Genomic DNA, 20,440 nt, shown 5'->3' with positions numbered 1-20,440 from the left:
CGATATCATGCCAGCTTTAGATTTGATTAAACCGAATGTGAAAGCGATGCGGGTTATCGCCAACGTGAGCGAAGGATTTGCCCGCCAGTTGAAATTGCCTTCCCATATTCGTAGCCTGGGTTTGATTACTGCCGATTCCGATGATGTAACCTATATCGCAGCCGACGAAGCGACTAAACAGGCACAGGTTGAAGTGGTATTTGGCCGTTCATTGTACGCAGGTGCCGCACATGGCCCATCGCCAACAGCCGGGGAAGTGCTGATTATGCTGGGTGGGCCGAATCCGGCGGAAGTGCGCGCCGGACTGGATTCCATGCTTGCCACTATCGAACAAGGACCAGCATTCCAGTGGGCCAACGATGCAGAGGATACCGCGTTTTTGGCACATTTAATTTCCCGTACAGGGTCGTATCTTTCGACTACCGCCGGAATTTTGCTGGGTGACCCAATGGCTTATCTGGTTGCGCCGCCGCTTGAAGCCACCTTTGGCATTGATGCTGCGCTGAAATCTGCTGATGTGAGCATTGTTACCTACGTGCCGCCGCCATCGGAAACCAACTACTCCGCGGCGTTTATGACCGGTAGCCAGGCTGCATGTAAAGCCGCCTGTAATGCCTTTAGCGAAGCGGTGCTTGAGATAGCACGTAACCCAATCCAGCGCGCGTAGGGGGCCAATAATGAACTCTCTCGGCTTACTGGAAGTTTACGGTTTGGTGGCGGGTATCGACGCTGCAGATGCGATGCTAAAAGCGGCAAACGTGCGTTTACTCAGCCACGAAGTGCTCAACCCAGGCATGGTGACGCTGGTTGTCGAAGGTGACCTCGCGGCCTGTCGCGCTGCGCTGGATGCGGGGTCTGCTGCTGCCAGCCGCACCGGGCGAGTCATTAGCCGTAAGGAACTGGGCCGCCCGGATGAAGACATCGAGCGGCTGGTTTGTGGGTTTGGGCGTAAACCTGCGGTTAAAAAACCGCAGTATACCCAACCACTGCTTGATGCCCTGGAAACTCAGGCGCATGGCATGACCGTCGGTGAAGTTGCGGCACATTTTAACTGGCCGCTTGAAGAAGCTAAAGCACAGCTCGATGCGCTATTCCGTGACGGGAAATTGCGCAAACGTAGCAGCCGCTATCGTCTGAAGCCGGATTAGCGACGCAAGGAATCGCGTATGAGTAGCAAAATAAATGCTGACTTACACCATTTGCGTAAAACTGAGTACGCGCTGGACGAAAAAGTGATGCCTCTGATTGAAGAAGAGAGCGTACAACAGCGCGTCACTAAAGATGTGTATGAACATGCCTGCACCATAACGGCATGGCAGCAACTCTATGATCAGCTCCAGCCTGGGCATTTTCAGGGGGAGCTGACGGAGATGCTGCTGGATGATATTCAGATGTTTCGTGAATACACCAGTCTGGCGCTTCGTCAGTCGTGCATGGTATGGCCAAATGCTTTTTGGTTTGGCATACCTGCTACTCATGGTGAAAAGGGGTTTATCGGTTCCCAACTGCTGGGGAAGGAAGAGATCGCGGTCCGCCCTGGCGGGGCTGAATTTGAGCTGAGCACGCCAGACGAATACACCATTCTTGGGGTCGTCATCGCCAACGATGTGTTATTTCGTAACGCCGGGCTGTTTCATGAACCGGAAACACTGTTTAAGCTTTTGCTGAATAACTCTGCGCTGGATGTCTGCCAGCAGAAGAAAGAGACACTGTGGTGTTTTATCCATCATGCCCTGGCTCACGGAAGTATCGACCCGCAATCTATGCGTAATGAGAATGTACGCAAAGTGCTCACCCATAATTTGTTATCCGGGGTGAGTGAACTGCTGGAAAGTGCTCAGCCTGTCTCTTCTGAGGTTATCTCACGCAAAATCAGTTACCAAAAGTTGGTGTCGCAAGCGCGTGACTGCGTGCTAAGCCGCACGTCGGAACCATTAACGGTGCTCGACCTTTGTAATGAACTGCACGTTAGCCGCCGTACTTTGCAAAATGGCTTCCAGGCGGTGCTGGGTATCGGCCCGAATGCGTGGTTAAAAACCCTGCGCCTGAATGCCGTCCGCCGCGAATTGATAAGCCCATGGTCGACCTGGAGCACAGTGAAAGATGCCGCTATGCAATGGGGTTTCTGGCATCTGGGGCAGTTTGCGACGGACTATCAACGGCTGTTTCTTGAGAAACCTTCTGAGACGCTGCATTTACGGCAACGGGATTTACAGTAAAGGGGGATTATCAGCGCTGCTACTTTAAAACGAAAAAGAGCACAAAGAAAATGTCGGGTGAGGCTGCGCTTACCCGACCTGGGAAATGCCGTTGTAGGGTGGATAAGCGCTAGCGTCATCCACCAGTTTTTCAGGCTACATTTACAGTACGCAAAAAGCGCGGCGTTTTTAAATCATCCACCAGTGCATTAACCAGCCTCATCAATAAACCATTCAGTTGTTGCATTGTCTTCAACGGTAGCGAGCGGCATAACAACGCTCGCGTAACAGCCTGGCAGTAATCACAAAGATCGTCGCTATCCGCAAGCCATTTCGCTTCGGGGAATTCAGACGGATCGTCAACCGATAATTGTTCAATACGTGCAGCGGATAATGGTTTATCCAGATTCTCTTTTATCGCTTCAATATGTGCATATACGTAATTGCACAGCGCTGCACATTCGGCTGGGTTTTCGCTATCGATTAATATATCGGTGAGTAATTCGCAGCGTTCGGCAAGATCGATAATGTCGAGGTTTTTGGTGTTAATTGAAATAGGTGTTAAGTAGTGAAGATAAGCAACCATTTCGGCGTCCTTTCTAACGAATGAATGATTAAAAGTGATTTTCCGTCAGTGTGCAGGACGCCAGGCCTGGCACCTGATTTCGCAGGTGCGTGGGTATATTATTGCTTTAAAAACGCATCCGAAAGCGTGTGATTCAGATACTGGAAAGCCACTCGCAAACAATTTTTTTGATTTGCATAGAGTGAAAAATTACGCTTTTAAATAAATGGATGTATTTCTCATCATAAATATGATGAATAACTCAAGCCATTAAAAGATTGTAGCTACAGTGCCAGCAGCACATTAATCAGCGCCGGATTGTGTTCGAGCATCAACAATATTTTTAGCGATGACCCTGATGGGATGCGGCGTTTTTGCTCCCAGCTCTGTACCAGCGAAGGGCTAACGCCTACAGCACGGGCAAATTCTTCTTGTTTTAATCCGGCAGTTTCACGGATTTCTTTTACCGCTGGCATCGGGTGGCGGTGAATCCTCTCAGGAGGCGGTTGCACTTCTCCATTATGAATGGCAACCATCTCTTCCATGCTTTTTACCAAATCGTCAAAAAGTTCTTTATCCATATCAAGGCCTTTACCGTTGAGCTGAGGGGTATTTGTTTTTGAATAATCAGTTTTTCAGTTAATTTTTTAAATGTATTTTTTTCTGCGTCAGTCAGATCGTCTTTTGCATTTTTAGCGTAAACCGTTAGCAAAAAAATTCTGTTATCAGGTTCGACGACATAATAAATAACCCTGACCCCGCCTTGTTTTCCCATACCAGGGCGATTCCATCTTATCTTTTGGCAGCCACCGGTTTTGCGTATCGTATCGCCATCTGAATGATATTTGATCAGGAATACCTGAAGTTCCATGAAGCTGTCATCATCTAGCAACATAGCTCTCTGCCTGCTGAAGATTACTGTCTCGATGAATTCAAAATAATCCATATCGTACTCATTTCCTTGTGATGATCCTATGCGTACACAGTACGATTGACAAGTCCTTTCTCGTACTTTGTACGTTTCTGTTGGAGTCGTAATATATTTTCTCAGTCACGAGAAAATGCGACTGTATTACCAGAAAACGGGGAGCGACAGCCACTGCCAAAAATTGTGGAAAGTGCCTCGCAAAATATTTTTCTAAGCAAATTGAGTAATCTGTTAAGGTCATACGGCGGCCATAAAACATAAGGAAATCCAATGCGTCAGAGAGTTATCGTTTGCCCGATTATTGAAAATAATGGCGAAGTGCTGCTGTGTAAGATGGCGGACGATCGCGGTGTTTTTCCCGGCCAATGGGCGCTATCTGGCGGAGGAATGGAGCCTGGGGAGAAAATGGAAGAGGCGTTATTGCGCGAAATCCAGGAAGAGCTGGGGGCTGAGTTACAGATAACCCGCATCAAACCCTGGACCTTTGCGGATGATATTCGGGTAAAAACCTATGCTGATGGTAGCAAAGAAGAAATCTACATGATTTATCTGTTGTTCGATTGCATCAGCGCCAATCGCCAGGTCACTTTTAATGAAGAGTTTCAGGAAATCGCCTGGGTCAAACCGTCAGACCTGAACAACTATGATTTAAACGAAGCGACCAGAATCACCTTTACCAGGAAAGGATGGCTTTGACCGCTGTTTAACACTTCGCCGAATTAAGGAACGCGATGCGTAAACTACTCATCTGGCTGATTCTCACGGTGCTCTCTGGCGGCGGCGTGGTTATCTATGCGTTACATCAGCAGTATGAGGAACAAAGCGCCGAGTTTCGTATTTTGTACCGCGATATCACGGTTAAACTTGCGCAAAATGATGTGATCCTCGCGCTGCTTTCGAACAGCAGCGATCCTGCCGTTGTGCAGCAAAAATTCCCTTATATTCTGCGCTGGCAAACCAAACCCCATGAGCCACCACGCCCGGATATTAACCCTGCGCGTGCAGGCACTTACTGGATAAACTCGCCGCAGGGATCTTTGCTGATTGATTTGCCAACGTTGCTGGCCGATTTTGTTCGCACCCAGAAATTCCACCATTTCAGCCTTAACTGGAAAGATACGCCGCTTCTCACGCAGGGGGCGGAAGGCAAGAATGACTGGTGGAGTTGGGAAAAGCACATCGCCAGCCCTTCACAGCCGTTGAATTTGCTGGTGACGAGTAATCCGGACTGGCGAAGTTTGCCCTGGTTGGGTTTACTGCTGGTGGGTGTTTTTTGGGCGGTCGTTATCTACTTTTATAATCAGTATCAGATGACTAAACGACAGCGCAATATTGCCAATTTACGCGCTCATTTTTCAGAGTTGGCGCGTTTGAATGCGATGGGAGAAATCGCCGCAGGCATGGTGCACGAACTGAATCAGCCACTCACGGCAATTTTAAGTTATTCGCAGACGGCACAGCGTTTAATTAAGCAGCAACAGGCGGAAAAAGCCCAGCCACTGCTGGATGCGTCGGTTATGCAAACCAAACGCATCAGCGCTCTGCTACTGGCATTCAGAGAAAAATTGCACAGTGACGAACAGGCACTGCAACCGGTCAATTTGCGCCAGGTTTGGGAACGAGTGGTCATGCTGCTGGGCAACGAAATCGAGCGTGGCAAAGTCAGTGTCATTAACCAGATTCCTGAGTCTCTGCCTCCACTCATCGCCTCGCCATTGGGTATTGAGCAAATCTTCCATAATCTGCTCAATAACGCGATTCAGGCGCAGCAGCAAACGGACAAAGCCTGGGTCACAATCAATGCATCCCAGACGGCTGACAGCATTATTCTGACGGTCAAGGATGGCGGGCAGGGTTTATCCGAACAGGCCTTAGAGCAAGTATTTATGCCTTTCTTCACGACTCGAAAAGAAGGGCTGGGGTTAGGAATGGCGTTGACCGAAACGCTGGTACAACGGCTTAACGGCAGCATTCAGGCAGAAAATAGCCCCAATGGCGGAGCGTGTTTTACCCTGATATTTCCCTTTGCTCAACAGGAGGCATGATGGCGCAATGTATCTACCTAATTGATGACGATGAAGCGATACGCTTTTCGCTAAGCGCACTTCTGGCGACCATGGGATGGGAAACGAAGGTTTTTGAAAGCGTGCAGTGTTTTATGGAAGCAGAGCCTGATGTGCAAAACCTGAACGGTTGTTTACTGCTGGATATTCGCATGCCAGGAAAGTCAGGCATTACGTTGCTTGAGAACTGGCAGCAAATGGGGAGCACTTTGCCAATCATTATGATGACGGGTCACGGCAGTATCGATCTTTGCCGTCGTGCATTTAAAAATGGCGCGTTTGAGTTTCTTACCAAGCCAGTTGATGCAGATTTGCTGATTGAAACAGTGGGGGCGGCACTCGAACAACAGAAACTCAGCCAGCAACAGCGTGAAAATCAGGCCGATTTACAGGCGAAACTGGCGACTCTTTCTGCCCGCGAGCATGAAGTGATGGCGCTTATCATGCAGGGGAAATCGAACAAAGAGATGGCTCGCGATCTTTCGTTATCTCCACGAACCGTGGAAGCGCACCGCGCGAGTTTGTTTGCCCGGCTAGAAATAAACTCACTGGCGAAGCTGATTAAAATCTACGGTGGTTTAAAAGGAACTACGTAAAATTACCTGGTTTACCAGGTATTCGCCCGAATGGTTTCGCATCGCACGGTTGGTTACCTTAACTCCTGTAAATTAATCACTCCGAGTTGAGGGAAGAAACCATGAAAAAATCAATCTTGTTAGCGGCTGTTCTGTTCAGTGGTGCCGCAGCAATGCCTGCATTCGCCAGCAACGTGCTGAGCGAAAAGAACCTCTCACTCGAGTTTGCCGATAAGCTCGCACAGAGCGCAATCCAGGCCTGTAGCGCTAAAAACTACAACGTGGCGGTAACGGTTGTTGACCGCGCGGGTGTGGTGAAAATTGTTAAACGCATGGATAACGCAGGTCCGCATACTGTAGAAGCCAGCCGTATGAAAGCATACACCGCGCTGACTACCAAAAATGCCACCGGTGATGTTATGAAGAGTGCACAGGATAACGCCGGTGCGCAGAATATGCGTGATATCCCTGGCTTCTTATTATTGGGCGGTGGAGTTCCTGTCAAAGTCGATAACCAGACTATTGGCGCTATTGGTATTGGCGGCGCACCTGGCGGGCATTTGGATCAGCAATGTGCGGTTGACGCGCTCGAAGCAAATAAATCACTGCTCAATACTTCCGCTTAATAATCCATCCATTTTGTTTAAGTTGCAGGTCTATTATATAGCCTGCAACTTAAATTATTTCAGCTATAAGTTGTATCTCACGCGCTATATAAAACAGCCTTGAATCCAGCGCACCTTGCCCATGAACTCTTTTTTTGTCAAAATAACGGCGTAAGCGTCAAATACTTTAAGTATTACACGGACGTTATTTATACAGATATGAGTTTATGGAGCTATAATGAAGTATGTACTTGCACTTATGTTGGGCGTGGTATTATCCGGTTGTACAGCTAATGACTGGGTAGATGCTGCTGGTGGCATAATGCAGGCTAAAGATAGCCATGAAAAAGACAGCAGGAATAAGCGTATAAAAGCGGCTAATAAGGCTGCAGGTTACTAATATTTAGAGAAATTCACACATCCCTCCTCTGACTGTATAGAGTGAGAAGAGGAATGATCTTTTATGATGACTTACTGGCTAAATACTCCTTTGGCTCTCGCCTGTTGGCAGGAGATATAGCCATAATGTTTGCGGTTTCCATTCTCATCGAATGCCACATAAAAAGGCATTGTCTCAGCATCTTTTTTTAGCGTGTAATTGATGCAAGTCCCATTGATTTCTGGAACATTCATCTCACTGTCTGGTTTCCCACCCGCTGCAATAACGGAGCTTTTTGTCGCATTAGTCGCGTACGTCGCTTGTACTAACGGATCATTATCAAACTTCATAAAACTGAAACTACAGGCACTTAATAAAGGCACAATTATAAAAGGTGTATAGCGCATTGAATATCCTTCCGTAGAATATAATTACCAACAAAATTAAAATTAACGAACGGATTTTTCTTGCTCGTTAAAGCCACTTTCTCATATATATTAAGCGTATGAAGGACTCAGTACAATTACCGGGCTAATGGTCACGGTATTTAACAAAATGAAGAACAGGGGATATTGTCGCTGGGCATAAAAAAGCCCCGCAGATGCGAGGCTCACGGACAGGGGAATATGTTAATCGAACACACCGTTAATGACGGAGGTCACAATGGCCATGCTTAAAGCAATAAGCACCAAATCATTACCCACCGCTTGCCATGATCCTCATTCGACTTTCCGTTACCCTGGCCCCGCTTTTAGCACTATTGCCATGGTTACCGCTATTACCACTGTTACCGTGATTACCGCCACCATTGCCGTTGCCCGGGTTTGCATAAACGGGGGCGGCAAGGACAGTCAGAGAAATAACCGCCGCAAATGCAGTTTTGAGGGTGCGACGCTTAATCATGATGCTTATTCCTTTAGGGGAAATACACACTTTGAAAATATGACGAGGTTATAACCTTAACAATCTTATGTTTTCTTATTTTTAAATACAGTTGCATGAATGACCTAACCATCAGATTTAAGTTGAGAAAAATTTACTCAAGCTATGAGTTAGAATTGTTCACATGCCTGTCGCATTCAGTGACTTTCACGATAAGGAAGTAAGGAAAAATATTATGGACATTAGCGGGTTCACACTCTGGTTAGATCGCTGGAACCTCATTCCAGATGGTACGCCGTACACAACCCATACCTCCAAACTCTTGCCTGTTGAGACAATAACAGGAGGTATGAAAGCCATGCTTAAAATCACAGATGATGCGGATGAGCAATCCGGTAATGCTCTAATGTCATGGTGGGAAGGAAATGGCGCAGCACAGGTTATTGCATATGAAAATGAAGCCATTCTTCTCGCACGCGCAATGGGGGAGGCATCACTCTCCTCTATGTCCCGGGAAGGTCAGGATGCTGAGGCGTGTCGGATTTTATGCTTTACAGCAAACAGACTTCACACCACCCCAAAACGGCCTTTACCACAACTTCCGACTCTGGCTGAGTGGTTTTGTCCTCTTCAATCAGCAGCCCAGCTGTATGGAGGCATCCTGTCGCGTAGCGCTGAAATAGCAGAAGAGTTGTTATCGACTCCACAAGAGTTGGTCGTATTACATGGCGACTTACATCATGAGAACGTTCTTGATTTCGGTGCCTCAGGCTGGCTGGCCATTGATCCAAAAGGAATCATCGGAGAACGAGGTTTCGACTTTGCCAATATTTTTACCAATCCGGATCTTGGCAATCCCATACCCCGGGTTGCTACTGTCCCAGGAATATTTAAACAACGACTGAATCTGGTTAGCGAAATGGCGGGCCTTGATAGAGAGCGTCTACTCAAATGGATCATTGCGTGGTGCGGACTCTCAACAACATGGTCACTCGAGAGCAACGAAACAGCATCCATAGCATTAGAAGTTGCAGCGCTGGCAGTGTCCGAACTGAATCAGTGAACATGCAGTCTCGGGTTAAATGCCCATAGGCCACCTGTCTGGATCTTGCAACAGGAAGTGTTGAGGCTATTTTCACGTCACCAGATTAAGCAGAAATAGTTAAATTGTTGATGTTGCAGTAAATCGTTGTTTTCAGACATTTTAGGTTACCTATCGCATAAATCGGTATTCTCTATACATCTTTTACTTTCTATCACCTAATCATTCGCCCGGCATTTAAATCCTTCTCAATTCAGTGGCTTAAATAGCTCTTTTCACCACCTGCAAGACTTTCAGTAGGGTCTATCCTTAGTTAAGACGCCTAAAAATGCAGCATTTTTCGAATACCCCTGTTATCAGGATGTTGTATTGATAATAGTTATCATTAACATGGGGTGTAGGCCTTTAGGCGCCAAAACATTAAGAGGTGAACTATGGATGTGCAAACCGGTAGCTTCGATCCCAGTGAATTTGCCTGGAAGGGACTGACGTTGACCCCTGATGCGTGCTCACATATTCGCAAACTGGCAAGCCAGCAACCTGGATTTTTGGGTGTGCGTTTGGGGATTAAACAGACAGGTTGTGCAGGGTTTGGCTATGTACTGGACACCGTAAAAGAACCAAAACCCGACGATCTCCTTTTTGAAACAGACGGCGCAAAGCTGTGGGTGCCACTTTCAGCGATGCCGTTTATCGACGGGACGCAAGTCGATTATGTGCGCGAAGGATTAAACGAAATATTCAAATTCAACAACCCGAAAGCCCAGCACGAATGTGGCTGTGGTGAAAGCTTTGGGGTGTAGGCGGGATTATGTCACGTAACACTGAAACGTCTGAAGAAGTGCAAACCTGGGCGGGCAGCCATTCTTATAAAGAAGGTTTTTTCACCCAGTTAAAAACCGACGAAATGGCGCATGGCATCAACGAAGATGTGGTGCGGGCAATTTCTGCGCGGCGTAATGAGCCTGAGTGGATGCTGGAATTTCGCCTGAGCGCATATCGTGCCTGGCTTGAAATGGAAGAGCCGCACTGGCTGAAGGCCAATTACGAAAAACTTAACTATCAGGATTACAGCTATTACTCCGCGCCGTCGTGCGGGAGTTGCGACGATAACTGTGAGTCTCAACCGGGTGCGGTTCAGAAACCCGGCAGCAACGCCTATCTGACCGGTGAAGTAGAAGAGGCATTTAAACAGCTAGGTGTTCCGGTGCATGAAGGCTCGAATATCGCCATGGATGCGATTTTTGACTCCGTTTCTGTTGCCACCACTTACCGTGAAAAACTCTCTGAACAGGGGATTATTTTCTGCTCCTTTGGCGAGGCGATTCACGAATTCCCTGAGCTGGTGCAAAAGTATCTCGGCACCGTGGTTCCGAGTAACGACAACTTCTTTGCCGCACTTAACGCGGCGGTTGCCTCCGACGGCACGTTTATTTATGTGCCGAAAGGCGTACGTTGCCCGATGGAGCTTTCTACCTATTTCCGTATTAACGCCGAGAAAACTGGGCAGTTCGAACGTACCATTTTAGTCGCTGATGAAGGCAGCTACGTCAGTTATATCGAAGGGTGTTCAGCACCTGTGCGCGACAGCTATCAGCTTCACGCAGCGGTGGTGGAAGTCATCATCCATAAAGATGCTGAAGTGAAATACTCGACCGTGCAGAACTGGTTCCCGGGCGACGGCAACACCGGCGGTATTCTTAACTTCGTGACCAAGCGTGCCCTGTGCGAAGGGGCGAATAGCAAAATGTCCTGGACGCAATCCGAAACCGGTTCTGCTATTACCTGGAAATATCCAAGTGTCATTCTTCGTGGCGATAACTCTATTGGCGAGTTTTTCTCTGTCGCCCTGACCGCCGGGAATCAGCAGGCCGACACTGGCACCAAGATGATTCACATCGGCAAAAACACCCGCTCGACGATTATCTCGAAAGGGATCTCGGCCGGACACAGCCAGAACAGTTATCGCGGTTTAGTGAAAATCATGCCGACGGCGACCAACGCCCGTAACTTCACACAGTGCGATTCCATGCTTATTGGGCCGGACAGCGGCGCGCATACTTTCCCGTATGTTGAATGCCGCAACAACACCGCCCAGCTTGAGCACGAAGCGACCACCTCGCGCATCGGGGAAGATCAGTTGTTCTATTGCCTGCAACGCGGGATAGCCCAGGACGATGCAATTTCGATGATCGTCAACGGGTTCTGTAAAGACGTGTTCTCAGAATTGCCGCTCGAATTCGCGGTGGAAGCACAAAAACTATTAGCGATCAGTCTGGAACATAGCGTCGGTTAAGGATTAAGGGAAAATTATGCTGAGCATTAAAGATTTACAGGTAAGCGTTGAGGACAAAGAGATCCTGCGCGGTTTGAGCCTTGAAGTGAAACCGGGCGAAGTACACGCCATCATGGGGCCGAACGGCTCCGGGAAAAGCACGCTTTCCGCAACGCTTGCCGGGCGTGAAGACTATGAAGTGACCGGTGGCGAAGTCCATTTTAAAGGCAAAGACTTACTTGAGTTATCGCCGGAAGACCGTGCCGGAGAAGGCATTTTTATGGCGTTTCAGTATCCGGTAGAAATTCCGGGAGTCAGCAACCAGTTCTTCCTGCAAACCGCGCTGAATGCGGTGCGAGAGTATCGCGGCCTTGAAGAACTCGACCGTTTTGATTTTCAGGATTTGATGGAAGAGAAGATCAAACTGCTGAAAATGCCGGAAGATTTGCTGAGCCGTTCAGTGAACGTGGGTTTTTCTGGCGGTGAGAAAAAACGTAACGATATTCTGCAAATGGCGGTGCTTGAACCGGAACTGTGCATTCTTGATGAGTCAGATTCCGGGCTGGATATTGATGCGCTGAAAATTGTCGCTGAAGGTGTTAACTCCCTGCGTGATGGCAACCGTTCATTCATCATCGTTACGCACTACCAGCGTATTCTTGATTACATCAAGCCTGATTTTGTTCATGTGTTGTATCAGGGCAGGATTGTGAAATCGGGAGATTTCAGTCTGGTGAAACAACTGGAGGAGCAGGGTTATGGCTGGCTTACCGAACAGCAGTAACAGCAACGCTCTGCAACAGTGGCACCACCTGTTTGAAAGCCAGGGCGATAAACGAAGCAAAGAAGCGCAGGAACATATGCAGCAAATGCTGCGTCTGGGTCTGCCAACGCGCAAACATGAAAACTGGAAATATACGCCACTTGAAGGGCTACTGAATAATCAGTTTATCTTGCCCGCACCTGAAGTTTTTAAAGCTGTGCAACGCGACGAGCTGGTGCTGCCAATAGATGCGTGGCGACTGGTGTTTGTCGATGGGCGCTTTAACGCTGAGCTAAGTGACGATCTCACCAATAGCGGTTTTGACGTTATCGTTGATGAAAAGCGTGATTCTTTGCCAGCAGCCGTGCAGGGTGAAGTGTTTCTGCATCTCACTGAAAGCCTCGCCGAAAGCGTGACGCATATCCGTGTTGCGCGAAATCATAGCCCCGCTAAGGCGTTGTTATTGATGCACATCAGCCGTGGCAGTGAATTGGGTGAAATGAATACTGCGCACTATCGCCACCATTTATCTCTTGGTGAGGGTGCTAAAGCGACGGTTATCGAGCATTACGTCAGTCTGAATGATCAGGCGCATTTCACCGGCGCACGCTTGACCGTCGATGCAGCGGCAAACAGCCAGTTGCACCACTACAAGCTGGCGTTTGAGAACGCGCAAAGCTACCACTTTGCCCATAACGATTTAGTGATAGGCCAGGATGCCACCGTTGACAGCAACAGCTTCTTGTTGGGTGCCGCGGTGTTGCGCCATAACACCAGTTCGCAGCTCAATGGCGAAAATACGCAGTTGCGCATGAACAGCCTGGCGTTGCCGATTAACAACGAAGTGTGCGACACGCGAACCTGGCTTGAACACAACAAAGGCTACTGCAACAGCCGTCAGCTGCATAAAACCATCGTGCGCGATAAAGGCCGGGCGGTGTTTAACGGCATGATCAAAGTGGCGCAGCATGCGATTAAAACTGACGGGCAGATGACCAACAACAACCTGTTGCTTGGGCGTCTTGCGGAAGTGGACACCAAGCCGCAACTGGAAATTTACGCCGACGATGTGAAATGCAGCCACGGTGCCACCATCGGCCGTATCGACGATGAACAGATGTTCTACCTGCGTTCGCGTGGCATTAAAGAGCAGGCTGCACTTCAGATGATTATCTATGCCTTCGCCGCAGAGCTTACGGAAAGCATTCGTGACGAAGCATTAAAACAGCAAGTGTTGGCGCGGATCGGCCAACGGTTTGCAGGGGGCGAGGCATGAGTTTTTCCATAGAACGGGTGCGTGCTGATTTTCCAATTTTAAGCCGGGAGGTTAACGGGCAGCCGCTGGTCTATTTAGACAGTGCCGCCAGCGCGCAAAAACCGCAGGCGGTCATTGATGCTGAACTGGATTTTTACAGCCACGGTTACGCTGCGGTACATCGCGGGATCCATACGCTGAGCGCGGAAGCGACACAGTTAATGGAAAACGTACGCAACCAGGTTTCGCGTTTTATTAATGCGCAATCGCCGGAAGAAATCGTTTTTGTTCGCGGCACCACCGAAGGGATTAACCTGGTCGCCAACAGCTGGGGGCGTGCCAATATCCAGGCCGGAGATAACATCATTATTTCCACCATGGAGCACCACGCGAATATCGTGCCGTGGCAAATCCTCTGTGAGCATACCGGTGCAACACTGCGTGTGATTCCGCTGAATCAGGACGGCACGTTGCAACTGGATGTGTTCCCTACGCTGATTGACGAACACACCAAACTGCTGGCGATTACCCAGGTTTCTAACGTACTGGGCACTGAAAACCCGGTGCGAGAAATGATCGCCACAGCGCATCAGGCTGGTGTGAAAGTGCTGGTGGATGGGGCTCAGGCCATCATGCACCACACTATCGATGTGCAAGATTTGGATTGCGATTTCTATCTTTTCTCGGGGCATAAAATTTACGGTCCAACGGGTATTGGCGTGTTGTATGCCCGTGAAGAAATCCTGCAAAACATGCCACCGTGGGAAGGCGGCGGGTCGATGATCGCCAGTGTGAGCCTGACCGCAGGCACGACCTACGCCGCGGCACCGTGGCGCTTCGAAGCGGGGACGCCAAATACCGCAGGCATCATCGGACTGGGCGCCGCGTTACGTTATGTCGATAGCCTAAACTTAACTGAGGTGAGCGAGTACGAGCAATCGCTGATGCGTTATGCGCAGCAGGCGCTAAAAGCGGTTCCAGACCTGACGATTTACGGCCCGGATCAACGTCTTGGGGTGATCGCGTTTAATTTGGGTAAACATCATGCCTACGACGTGGGGAGTTTTCTCGATAACTATGGCATTGCGGTGCGTACCGGGCACCATTGCGCCATGCCGTTAATGGCGTTCTACCAGGTTCCGGCGATGTGTCGCGCTTCGTTCGCCATGTATAACACTGAAGAAGAGGTGGATCGCCTGGTGACGGGGTTACAGCGTATCCATCGTCTATTGGGCTAACAGGGAGAAAGCCATGGCCACCATGCCCGACAAAGAAAAGTTATTGAAGAATTTCAGCCGCTGCAGCAACTGGGAAGATAAGTATCTCTACATCATTGAACTTGGCGGGCGTCTGCCCGAGTTCCCTGAAAGTGAGCGCAAAGCGGAAAACACCATTCAGGGTTGCCAGAGCCAGGTGTGGATTGTGATGCAGCAACAGCCTGATGGTGTGATGAAGCTTGAGGGCGACAGCGACGCCGCGATAGTCAAAGGGCTGATTGCTATCGTGTTTATTCTCTACCAACAGATGACTGCGCAGGATATTGTTGCGTTTGATGTTCGCCCATGGTTTGAGAAACTTGAGTTGGCTCAGCACCTTACACCTTCTCGTTCCCAGGGGCTTGAAGCAATGATCCGCGCAATCCGTACCAAAGCTTCTAATCTTAGCTAAACTCAAAGAACAGCTTTCATCCTGTAAACGCGAGGTAATTTTATTACCTCGTACGGTTTTCAGCATTCCGGCATTCCAGCCGGTGAATACAGGAATCCAGTATGAAGCGCGCGTTCTCTCAAATTACATTAATTCTTATCAGTGCTCTGGCGGCAAGCCAGTCGGCCTGGGCCGTTGACTATTTATTGCCCCCTCCGGGCAGCCGAATAATCGGCGAGAATCAAACCTATATTGTTCCTGGTGATGGTAAAAACCTTGAGGCAGTTGCTGCGAAATATAATACCGGAGTGTTACTGTTAATCGAGGCAAACAATACCGTTGACCCTTTCTTACCGAAACCGGGCAGTGAATTAACCATACCGTCGCAAATGATTCTGCCAGATGCCCCGCGTGAGGGGATTGTTATCAATTTGGCCGAGTTGCGGTTGTATTACTATCCGCCAGGGCAGAACCGGGTTGAGGTTTATCCGCTCGGTATTGGTCAGCTTGGGCGTGAAACACCCGTGATGGTGACTCGCGTCAGTCAAAAAATCCCTAATCCGACCTGGACGCCAACCGCGAATATTCGTGCACGTTCAGCCGCACAAGGTATTACGCTGCCCGCAGTGGTGCCAGCAGGGCCTAATAACCCACTTGGGCGTTATGCACTGCGCCTGGAGCAGGGCGGCGGCGAGTTTTTGATTCACGGCACTAATGCCCGTAACAGTATTGGCTTACGCGTGAGTTCGGGTTGTATGCGTATGCGTGCGCCGGATATTAAAGCGTTGTTTAGTCAGGTAGCGTGGGGGACACGGGTTCAAATCATCAACGAGCCGGTGAAATTCAGCATCGAACCTGATGGCAGGCGTTATGTGGAAGTGCATCAGCCGTTGTCGCGTAATGACTGGGAGAATCCACAAACCGTGCCGATTGCTATTTCAGCCTCGTTTGGTTCGTTTATCGACAACCCGATGAGTGACAAAGCGCAGGTAGATAGTGCCATCGCGAGGCGAGCGGGTTATCCGGTATTAGTGAATGCTGCGCAAGGTGTTCCATCACAACCCGTCAACATTACCCCGATACAGAGCGTCAGAACGACCACAGGCAGCGCGCCTGCGACAAACAGTACTGGGAGCATGGTTAGCGGGCAGAGTAGCGTGGTGATGAATTAGAGGCGTTTTGAGTGCAGGATATTCAGGCAAAAAAAATGGCGCACAATGTGCGCCATTTTAATACAAGTACTCTTACTTACGGTAAGAGTGAGCTTGGTTGTCCAGACGCTGGTTAGCGCGTGCTGCGTCGTCTTTAGCAGCTTGAACGTCAGAACGCATTGCGTTCACGTCGTTGCTCAGCTGATCAACTTTAGCGTTCAGAGTCTGAACGTCAGAAGACAGTTGATCGATTTTAGCGTTAGAAGAACAACCTGCCAGCATAGTAGAAGCCAGGATTACCGCGCCCAGTACCAGTTTAGTACGATTCATTATTAATACCCTCTAGATTGAGTTAATCTCCATGTAGCGTTACAAGTATTACACAAAGTTTTTTATCTTGAGAATAAATTTTTGATGGGAATGCACTTAAATTTGATCGTTCGCTCAAAGAAACACCGAACCGGGGCTAAAACCTAAAAAAAATAGAAAAAACAGAGGATTTTAATCGGATTCATCTTAGTAAAACACGACTTAAATAGAGCAGGCCGATTTGCTTTTTAATCAGAAATGGCTTCTAAGCCGAATAAAAAAAGCGCCCGAAGGCGCTTTTTAAGCAAATTATTCGTTCACAGTAAATTTACAGTACGTGAACAGACGCAGTATTGGTTGTGCCACTTGGTACCAGAGCACCAGAAACCATCACTACGATGTCGCCTTTGCGAGCCAGGCCGCTTTCCAGCGCAACTTCTTTACCCAGACGGTAGAAATCATCAGTAGAAGCGATTTCTTTAACCAACTGAGGAATCACACCTTTGCTCAGAACTAACTGACGAGCAGTCACTTCATTGGTGGTCAGCGCCAGAATAGTTGCGTTAGGGAAGTATTTACGCACAGCTTTCGCTGATTTACCGCCCTGGGTTGCGACCACAATGACTGGCGCTTCCAGGTTTTCTGCAGTTTCAACCGCACCACGGCAAACTGCTTCAGTAATGCGCAGTTTACGGCTGTCATGGTTGTTATCCAGACGGCTGGTCATCACGCGGTCAGTACGCTCACAGATAGTAGCCATGATGGTCACGGCTTCCAGTGGGTATTTACCTTTAGCAGACTCACCAGACAGCATTACTGCGTCGGTACCGTCGATGATGGCGTTAGCAACGTCACCAGCTTCTGCACGGGTAGGGCGTGGGTTTTTGATCATGGAGTCGAGCATCTGAGTTGCAGTGATAACAACTTTACGAGCGCGAACACATTTCTCGATCATCATCTTCTGAGCGAAGATAACTTCTTCAACCGGGATTTCAACGCCCAGGTCACCACGAGCAACCATGATACCGTCTGAAGCTTCGAGGATTTCGTCGAAGTTGTTCAGGCCTTCCTGGTTTTCGATTTTAGAGATGATCTGGATGTTTTCGCCGCCATGAGCTTTTAAATGCTCGCGGATTTCAACGACGTCAGAACGTTTACGGATGAAGGACGCAGCAACGAAATCAACGCCTTGTTCGCAACCGAAGATCAGATCTTGTTTGTCTTTTTCAGCCAGAGCTGGCAGAGCGATGGAAACACCTGGCAGGTTAACGCCTTTGTTTTCGCCCAGGTCGCCGTTGTTCAGTACTTTACAAACAACGTTTTTACCTTCAATTGCAGTGACTTCCATACCGATCAGACCATCGTCTACCAGTACGGTGTTACCCACGCTCAGGTCACTGGTGAAACCTTCGTAAGTGACAGCAACGATATCGCTGTTACCCACAACAGTTTTGTCAGTGGTGAAAGTAAAGGTTTGACCCGCTTTCAGGGAGACGTCGTTGCCGCCTTCCAGTTTGATAGTACGGATTTCAGGACCTTTGGTGTCCAGCAGGATCGCTGCTTTCTTACCGGTTTTTTCCATTACGTTGCGCAGGTTCTTGATACGCTGACCGTGTTCTTCGTAGTCACCGTGGGAGAAGTTCAGACGCATTACGTTCATGCCAGCATCAAGCATGTTGCTCAGCATTTCTTCGGATTCGGTTTTTGGACCGATGGTGCAAACAATTTTAGTCTTTTTCATGACAGTCTTATCTGTAAGTTGAGAAGGATTGTGAAAATTCGGTTCCGGTCGATACGGGCGCCGGAGCGCAAACTAAAGCTGGTATTGTTCAAGTGCCACCTGGTAAGGATAGGTGACAGAAATAAAGCGTGCAGAGGAAAGTGTGCTTGCGGTTCAGCCTGCCGGTGATGTGGATTGCTTTCTAATGTAATAAGACAGTTCAATGTGCTGAAACCATTCAAGTCAGGACCTCGCATATTATAGAGGTAACTTGCAGCGAAAGGAATTAAAAACACTGTTTCAAAATCGGAATGCGCAGAAATACAGCGAAGTGTTATCAATGCGTTAATAAAATATTGCCGAGACTGGTAAGGAAAAAAGAGTGGTGTCCTGTTTTTGGCAATGGGTTTACATCCGGAAAAACGCTTCAGCTTTCTCTATATGATGAATGGGTCTTAAAAATTATTTGCAGAATGTAATATTTTTTTGAAAACAAATTATGGGCATTAAAAGCCCCTTACTGGACAACGAACTTCCCACGCTGGCAAATCTCGTTACTATTCAGAAATAGCCCTTTACACGGTAAGCTTTCAATTGTTATTCACGGATGAGCAATTTAGCGCCAATTCACTTGAAATATTTTCAACTTAAGTTTTATTAATCTTTATGTGCTTGATTAGGTTATTTCTTAGCTACATTATTATTGAACAATGGATAGGAGGTAAATGATTTACCTCTGAGTGTTATTATTAATCACGGATTTTGATTATGTTGTCACTGGAAATGGAAGAAGATGTTGTCCTGCGGGTAAAAGGCATGGAGAAAATGCTTGAAGGAATTGTCCGCGAACTCAAAGCTAACAAGGGTGTTGTCGATGAGTTTATTCGGGATGATATTGCTAGATTCCGACATTGTTCAAAAGATGTAATATCACACCATGTTCAGGTTTCGCGCAGCGTACGTAAAAGACTGGAAGACGTCACCATCCATTCTCAAAAACGCGTACGCAAAACAGCACAGAATAACTTGTTATATGGTGTATTGTGCGGTATGTCTTTCTGCATGATTCTGCAATTGATGTAATTAACATCAATTCATGGTAACTGTATTGGGGGAGAAAGTAAGCTTTCTCCCTTTTTTATCTCTGATATTCAGAAATATGATTGAATAATCATGACTCTTTTTGAGTTAAATATTTATACATGGACGATGTCAATGGGATATGAAGATTAATATTTTTTCCTGGTAAGGTATGATTAAACCATTGTTCATAGAACTGTTTGAAATCTGGGCGTTCAAATCGAGTTAAAAGCGTCTTATCAATAATTTTTTTAAACTCAGTATCGTCATGACGTAGCATAATACCGAGGTTCTGGGCAGGACCAAAAACCCCATCTGAAACAGCATATTGTGATGAATCCCCACTATTTTCAATAAGTTCTCTTAATGACACTTCATTCATGGCAGCAGCAAAACATTTATGATTGCTCATCATATCAAATGACTCTTTCATTGTTGGTTGAGAAAGGATCAAAATATTAAGCTTTTGCAGACGGTTAAGCTGATTAAGATTCACTAAGTCAGATGAGCCTCTTGCCACACTGATTGTTTTCCCCGCTAAATCGTTATAGGTGTGAACAGAATTCCCTGCCTGCATCCCCGCACGTGTACTCACAGATAAATAATGGCGAGAGAAAAGAACGAGGCTTGCACGTTTCACCGTATCAGTGTTCACCGAACAGTCCATATCAATAATATTATGGTTTAGCATTGTGGTGCGCATCGTAAGGGGCACCGGAACATAATTAACCGCCAGATTGCTAATATGCAGTTCCTTTTTCAAAGATTCGGTAACATCTCTGCATAAGTCAATGACATATCCAATAACATGCCCATCGCTGGTTTTATAAGAGTAGGGGGCTGCATCACGATAGCCAATATTAATCATTTTCCGTGCAGAAATATTCTGCAAAGTGGAGAGGTTTGAGTTGGCATGAACCAGTCCTGTATAGCAGACGAATAAAAAACTTAGGCTATATGTAAGAAAACTCATTTTTTTCATTTTTTTAACTTTTTATTGTTG

24 protein-coding genes and 1 pseudogene are annotated in these 20,440 nt (G+C 47.7%); 17 read left to right on the top strand and 8 right to left on the bottom strand.

The window, feature by feature from the left end:
- The first annotated feature begins 7 nt into the window (after positions 1 to 7).
- The 3 genes from eutL to eutR are packed head-to-tail and all read left to right on the top strand — an operon-like array spanning position 8 to position 2,219.
- Positions 8 to 667, top strand: a complete 660-nt coding sequence (gene eutL / locus EC843_RS22640) for an ethanolamine utilization microcompartment protein EutL (RefSeq protein ID WP_064547455.1) — start codon at positions 8 to 10, stop codon at positions 665 to 667.
- Between the two features lie 7 nt (positions 668 to 674).
- Positions 675 to 1,148: an ethanolamine utilization microcompartment protein EutK gene (gene eutK, locus EC843_RS22635; protein ID WP_064547453.1), complete on the top strand. Its 474-nt coding sequence runs from the start codon at positions 675 to 677 to the stop codon at positions 1,146 to 1,148.
- Between the two features lie 18 nt (positions 1,149 to 1,166).
- A complete protein-coding gene (eutR, locus tag EC843_RS22630; RefSeq protein WP_064547451.1) occupies positions 1,167 to 2,219 on the top strand; it encodes an HTH-type transcriptional regulator EutR in 1,053 nt (350 codons plus the stop codon).
- Between the two features lie 130 nt (positions 2,220 to 2,349).
- Here the strand turns inward: eutR and EC843_RS22625 are convergent, their stop codons facing one another.
- The 3 genes from EC843_RS22625 to EC843_RS22615 form a co-directional block, all read right to left on the bottom strand.
- A complete protein-coding gene (locus tag EC843_RS22625; protein ID WP_133523093.1) occupies positions 2,350 to 2,784 on the bottom strand; it encodes a hypothetical protein in 435 nt (144 codons plus the stop codon).
- A 263-nt stretch (positions 2,785 to 3,047) separates the two neighbouring features.
- Positions 3,048 to 3,344 carry a NadS family protein gene (nadS, locus tag EC843_RS22620; protein ID WP_133523092.1) on the bottom strand — a complete coding sequence of 99 codons (297 nt, stop codon included), beginning with the start codon at positions 3,342 to 3,344 and terminating at the stop codon, positions 3,048 to 3,050.
- Positions 3,314 to 3,709 carry a type II toxin-antitoxin system RelE/ParE family toxin gene (locus EC843_RS22615; RefSeq protein WP_133523091.1) on the bottom strand — a complete coding sequence of 132 codons (396 nt, stop codon included), beginning with the start codon at positions 3,707 to 3,709 and terminating at the stop codon, positions 3,314 to 3,316. Before EC843_RS22615 ends, nadS begins: the two co-directional genes overlap by 31 nt.
- Before the next feature lie 252 nt (positions 3,710 to 3,961).
- Here EC843_RS22615 and nudI point away from each other — a divergent pair, with 252 nt between their 5' ends.
- The 5 genes from nudI (at position 3,962) to EC843_RS24610 (ending at position 7,334) form a co-directional block, all read left to right on the top strand.
- Positions 3,962 to 4,387 (top strand): nucleoside triphosphatase NudI, encoded by a 426-nt coding sequence (gene nudI / locus EC843_RS22610; protein ID WP_121815520.1) that lies wholly within the window; start codon positions 3,962 to 3,964, stop codon positions 4,385 to 4,387.
- Positions 4,388 to 4,422: 35 nt separating this feature from the next.
- Positions 4,423 to 5,736: an ATP-binding protein gene (locus EC843_RS22605; RefSeq protein WP_133523090.1), complete on the top strand. Its 1,314-nt coding sequence runs from the start codon at positions 4,423 to 4,425 to the stop codon at positions 5,734 to 5,736.
- Positions 5,736 to 6,350, top strand: a complete 615-nt coding sequence (locus EC843_RS22600) for a response regulator (protein ID WP_121815522.1) — start codon at positions 5,736 to 5,738, stop codon at positions 6,348 to 6,350. Before EC843_RS22605 ends, EC843_RS22600 begins: the two co-directional genes overlap by 1 nt.
- A gap of 101 nt (positions 6,351 to 6,451) precedes the next feature.
- A complete protein-coding gene (locus EC843_RS22595; protein ID WP_133523089.1) occupies positions 6,452 to 6,955 on the top strand; it encodes a heme-binding protein in 504 nt (167 codons plus the stop codon).
- A 217-nt stretch (positions 6,956 to 7,172) separates the two neighbouring features.
- A complete protein-coding gene (locus EC843_RS24610) occupies positions 7,173 to 7,334 on the top strand; it encodes a hypothetical protein (protein ID WP_166642090.1) in 162 nt (53 codons plus the stop codon).
- A gap of 71 nt (positions 7,335 to 7,405) precedes the next feature.
- On the opposite strand, the gene EC843_RS22590 is transcribed toward EC843_RS24610, so the two are convergent.
- Together EC843_RS22590 and EC843_RS22585 are read right to left on the bottom strand one after the other, a co-directional pair.
- Positions 7,406 to 7,720, bottom strand: a complete 315-nt coding sequence (locus tag EC843_RS22590) for a hypothetical protein (RefSeq protein ID WP_051873658.1) — start codon at positions 7,718 to 7,720, stop codon at positions 7,406 to 7,408.
- A 222-nt stretch (positions 7,721 to 7,942) separates the two neighbouring features.
- Positions 7,943 to 8,216, bottom strand: a pseudogene (locus EC843_RS22585) (hypothetical protein).
- A gap of 214 nt (positions 8,217 to 8,430) precedes the next feature.
- Between EC843_RS22585 and EC843_RS22580 the strand changes: the two are divergent.
- From EC843_RS22580 to EC843_RS22545, 8 genes are all read left to right on the top strand, one after another.
- Positions 8,431 to 9,258 carry an aminoglycoside phosphotransferase family protein gene (locus tag EC843_RS22580; protein ID WP_133523088.1) on the top strand — a complete coding sequence of 276 codons (828 nt, stop codon included), beginning with the start codon at positions 8,431 to 8,433 and terminating at the stop codon, positions 9,256 to 9,258.
- A 413-nt stretch (positions 9,259 to 9,671) separates the two neighbouring features.
- Positions 9,672 to 10,040, top strand: a complete 369-nt coding sequence (gene sufA / locus EC843_RS22575) for a Fe-S cluster assembly scaffold SufA (protein ID WP_133523087.1) — start codon at positions 9,672 to 9,674, stop codon at positions 10,038 to 10,040.
- An 8-nt stretch (positions 10,041 to 10,048) separates the two neighbouring features.
- Entirely contained in the window at positions 10,049 to 11,533 is a 1,485-nt protein-coding gene (gene sufB, locus EC843_RS22570; RefSeq protein WP_133523086.1) for a Fe-S cluster assembly protein SufB, read from the top strand.
- A gap of 16 nt (positions 11,534 to 11,549) precedes the next feature.
- Positions 11,550 to 12,296, top strand: a complete 747-nt coding sequence (sufC, locus tag EC843_RS22565) for a Fe-S cluster assembly ATPase SufC (protein WP_133523085.1) — start codon at positions 11,550 to 11,552, stop codon at positions 12,294 to 12,296.
- Entirely contained in the window at positions 12,271 to 13,551 is a 1,281-nt protein-coding gene (gene sufD, locus EC843_RS22560) for a Fe-S cluster assembly protein SufD (protein ID WP_133523084.1), read from the top strand. Before sufC ends, sufD begins: the two co-directional genes overlap by 26 nt.
- A complete protein-coding gene (gene sufS / locus EC843_RS22555; RefSeq protein ID WP_133523083.1) occupies positions 13,548 to 14,768 on the top strand; it encodes a cysteine desulfurase SufS in 1,221 nt (406 codons plus the stop codon). The genes sufD and sufS overlap by 4 nt, the downstream gene beginning before the upstream one ends.
- A 13-nt stretch (positions 14,769 to 14,781) precedes the next feature.
- Positions 14,782 to 15,198 carry a cysteine desulfuration protein SufE gene (gene sufE / locus EC843_RS22550; protein ID WP_064547428.1) on the top strand — a complete coding sequence of 139 codons (417 nt, stop codon included), beginning with the start codon at positions 14,782 to 14,784 and terminating at the stop codon, positions 15,196 to 15,198.
- A gap of 101 nt (positions 15,199 to 15,299) precedes the next feature.
- Complete coding sequence (locus EC843_RS22545; protein WP_133523082.1) at positions 15,300 to 16,349, top strand: L,D-transpeptidase family protein; 1,050 nt, start codon at positions 15,300 to 15,302, stop codon at positions 16,347 to 16,349.
- Positions 16,350 to 16,421: 72 nt separating this feature from the next.
- Here the strand turns inward: EC843_RS22545 and EC843_RS22540 are convergent, their stop codons facing one another.
- Entirely contained in the window at positions 16,422 to 16,658 is a 237-nt protein-coding gene (locus tag EC843_RS22540; protein WP_034455915.1) for a major outer membrane lipoprotein, read from the bottom strand.
- A 307-nt stretch (positions 16,659 to 16,965) separates the two neighbouring features.
- Positions 16,966 to 18,378, bottom strand: a complete 1,413-nt coding sequence (gene pykF, locus EC843_RS22535) for a pyruvate kinase PykF (RefSeq protein WP_133523081.1) — start codon at positions 18,376 to 18,378, stop codon at positions 16,966 to 16,968.
- A 747-nt stretch (positions 18,379 to 19,125) separates the two neighbouring features.
- Between pykF and EC843_RS22530 the strand changes: the two genes are divergently transcribed.
- On the top strand, positions 19,126 to 19,440 hold the full coding sequence (locus tag EC843_RS22530; RefSeq protein ID WP_064547422.1) for a hypothetical protein: 315 nt from the start codon (positions 19,126 to 19,128) through the stop codon (positions 19,438 to 19,440).
- A gap of 88 nt (positions 19,441 to 19,528) precedes the next feature.
- On the opposite strand, the gene EC843_RS22525 is transcribed toward EC843_RS22530, so the two are convergent.
- Positions 19,529 to 20,419, bottom strand: coding sequence for a transporter substrate-binding domain-containing protein (locus tag EC843_RS22525; protein WP_083963410.1), 891 nt, complete (start codon positions 20,417 to 20,419; stop codon positions 19,529 to 19,531).
- Positions 20,420 to 20,440: the final 21 nt, after the last annotated feature.

It is taken from the genome of Buttiauxella sp. JUb87, assembly GCF_004361975.1.
GTDB classification, from domain to species: Bacteria; Pseudomonadota; Gammaproteobacteria; order Enterobacterales; family Enterobacteriaceae; genus Buttiauxella; species Buttiauxella ferragutiae.
The sequence above is the reverse complement of the archived record's forward strand: the minus strand, read 5'-3'. Positions and strand labels throughout refer to the sequence as shown.

Excerpts from the sequence above, each read along its gene's own strand:
- sufE (WP_064547428.1), top strand. The coding sequence starts at position 14,782 with ATGGCCACCATGCCCGACAAAGAAAAGTTATTGAAGAATTTCAGCCGC.
- EC843_RS22545 (WP_133523082.1), top strand. The coding sequence starts at position 15,300 with ATGAAGCGCGCGTTCTCTCAAATTACATTAATTCTTATCAGTGCTCTG.
- EC843_RS22605 (WP_133523090.1), top strand. The coding sequence starts at position 4,423 with ATGCGTAAACTACTCATCTGGCTGATTCTCACGGTGCTCTCTGGCGGC.
- sufD (WP_133523084.1), top strand. The coding sequence starts at position 12,271 with ATGGCTGGCTTACCGAACAGCAGTAACAGCAACGCTCTGCAACAGTGG.
- EC843_RS22595 (WP_133523089.1), top strand. The coding sequence starts at position 6,452 with ATGAAAAAATCAATCTTGTTAGCGGCTGTTCTGTTCAGTGGTGCCGCA.
- EC843_RS22590 (WP_051873658.1), bottom strand. The coding sequence starts at position 7,720 with ATGCGCTATACACCTTTTATAATTGTGCCTTTATTAAGTGCCTGTAGT.
- EC843_RS24610 (WP_166642090.1), top strand. The coding sequence starts at position 7,173 with ATGAAGTATGTACTTGCACTTATGTTGGGCGTGGTATTATCCGGTTGT.
- sufC (WP_133523085.1), top strand. The coding sequence starts at position 11,550 with ATGCTGAGCATTAAAGATTTACAGGTAAGCGTTGAGGACAAAGAGATC.
- EC843_RS22525 (WP_083963410.1), bottom strand. The coding sequence starts at position 20,419 with ATGAAAAAAATGAGTTTTCTTACATATAGCCTAAGTTTTTTATTCGTC.
- EC843_RS22540 (WP_034455915.1), bottom strand. The coding sequence starts at position 16,658 with ATGAATCGTACTAAACTGGTACTGGGCGCGGTAATCCTGGCTTCTACT.
- eutR (WP_064547451.1), top strand. The coding sequence starts at position 1,167 with ATGAGTAGCAAAATAAATGCTGACTTACACCATTTGCGTAAAACTGAG.
- EC843_RS22615 (WP_133523091.1), bottom strand. The coding sequence starts at position 3,709 with ATGGATTATTTTGAATTCATCGAGACAGTAATCTTCAGCAGGCAGAGA.
- EC843_RS22580 (WP_133523088.1), top strand. The coding sequence starts at position 8,431 with ATGGACATTAGCGGGTTCACACTCTGGTTAGATCGCTGGAACCTCATT.
- sufA (WP_133523087.1), top strand. The coding sequence starts at position 9,672 with ATGGATGTGCAAACCGGTAGCTTCGATCCCAGTGAATTTGCCTGGAAG.
- EC843_RS22530 (WP_064547422.1), top strand. The coding sequence starts at position 19,126 with ATGTTGTCACTGGAAATGGAAGAAGATGTTGTCCTGCGGGTAAAAGGC.
- EC843_RS22600 (WP_121815522.1), top strand. The coding sequence starts at position 5,736 with ATGGCGCAATGTATCTACCTAATTGATGACGATGAAGCGATACGCTTT.
- pykF (WP_133523081.1), bottom strand. The coding sequence starts at position 18,378 with ATGAAAAAGACTAAAATTGTTTGCACCATCGGTCCAAAAACCGAATCC.
- sufB (WP_133523086.1), top strand. The coding sequence starts at position 10,049 with ATGTCACGTAACACTGAAACGTCTGAAGAAGTGCAAACCTGGGCGGGC.
- EC843_RS22625 (WP_133523093.1), bottom strand. The coding sequence starts at position 2,784 with ATGGTTGCTTATCTTCACTACTTAACACCTATTTCAATTAACACCAAA.
- sufS (WP_133523083.1), top strand. The coding sequence starts at position 13,548 with ATGAGTTTTTCCATAGAACGGGTGCGTGCTGATTTTCCAATTTTAAGC.
- nadS (WP_133523092.1), bottom strand. The coding sequence starts at position 3,344 with ATGGATAAAGAACTTTTTGACGATTTGGTAAAAAGCATGGAAGAGATG.
- eutL (WP_064547455.1), top strand. The coding sequence starts at position 8 with ATGCCAGCTTTAGATTTGATTAAACCGAATGTGAAAGCGATGCGGGTT.
- nudI (WP_121815520.1), top strand. The coding sequence starts at position 3,962 with ATGCGTCAGAGAGTTATCGTTTGCCCGATTATTGAAAATAATGGCGAA.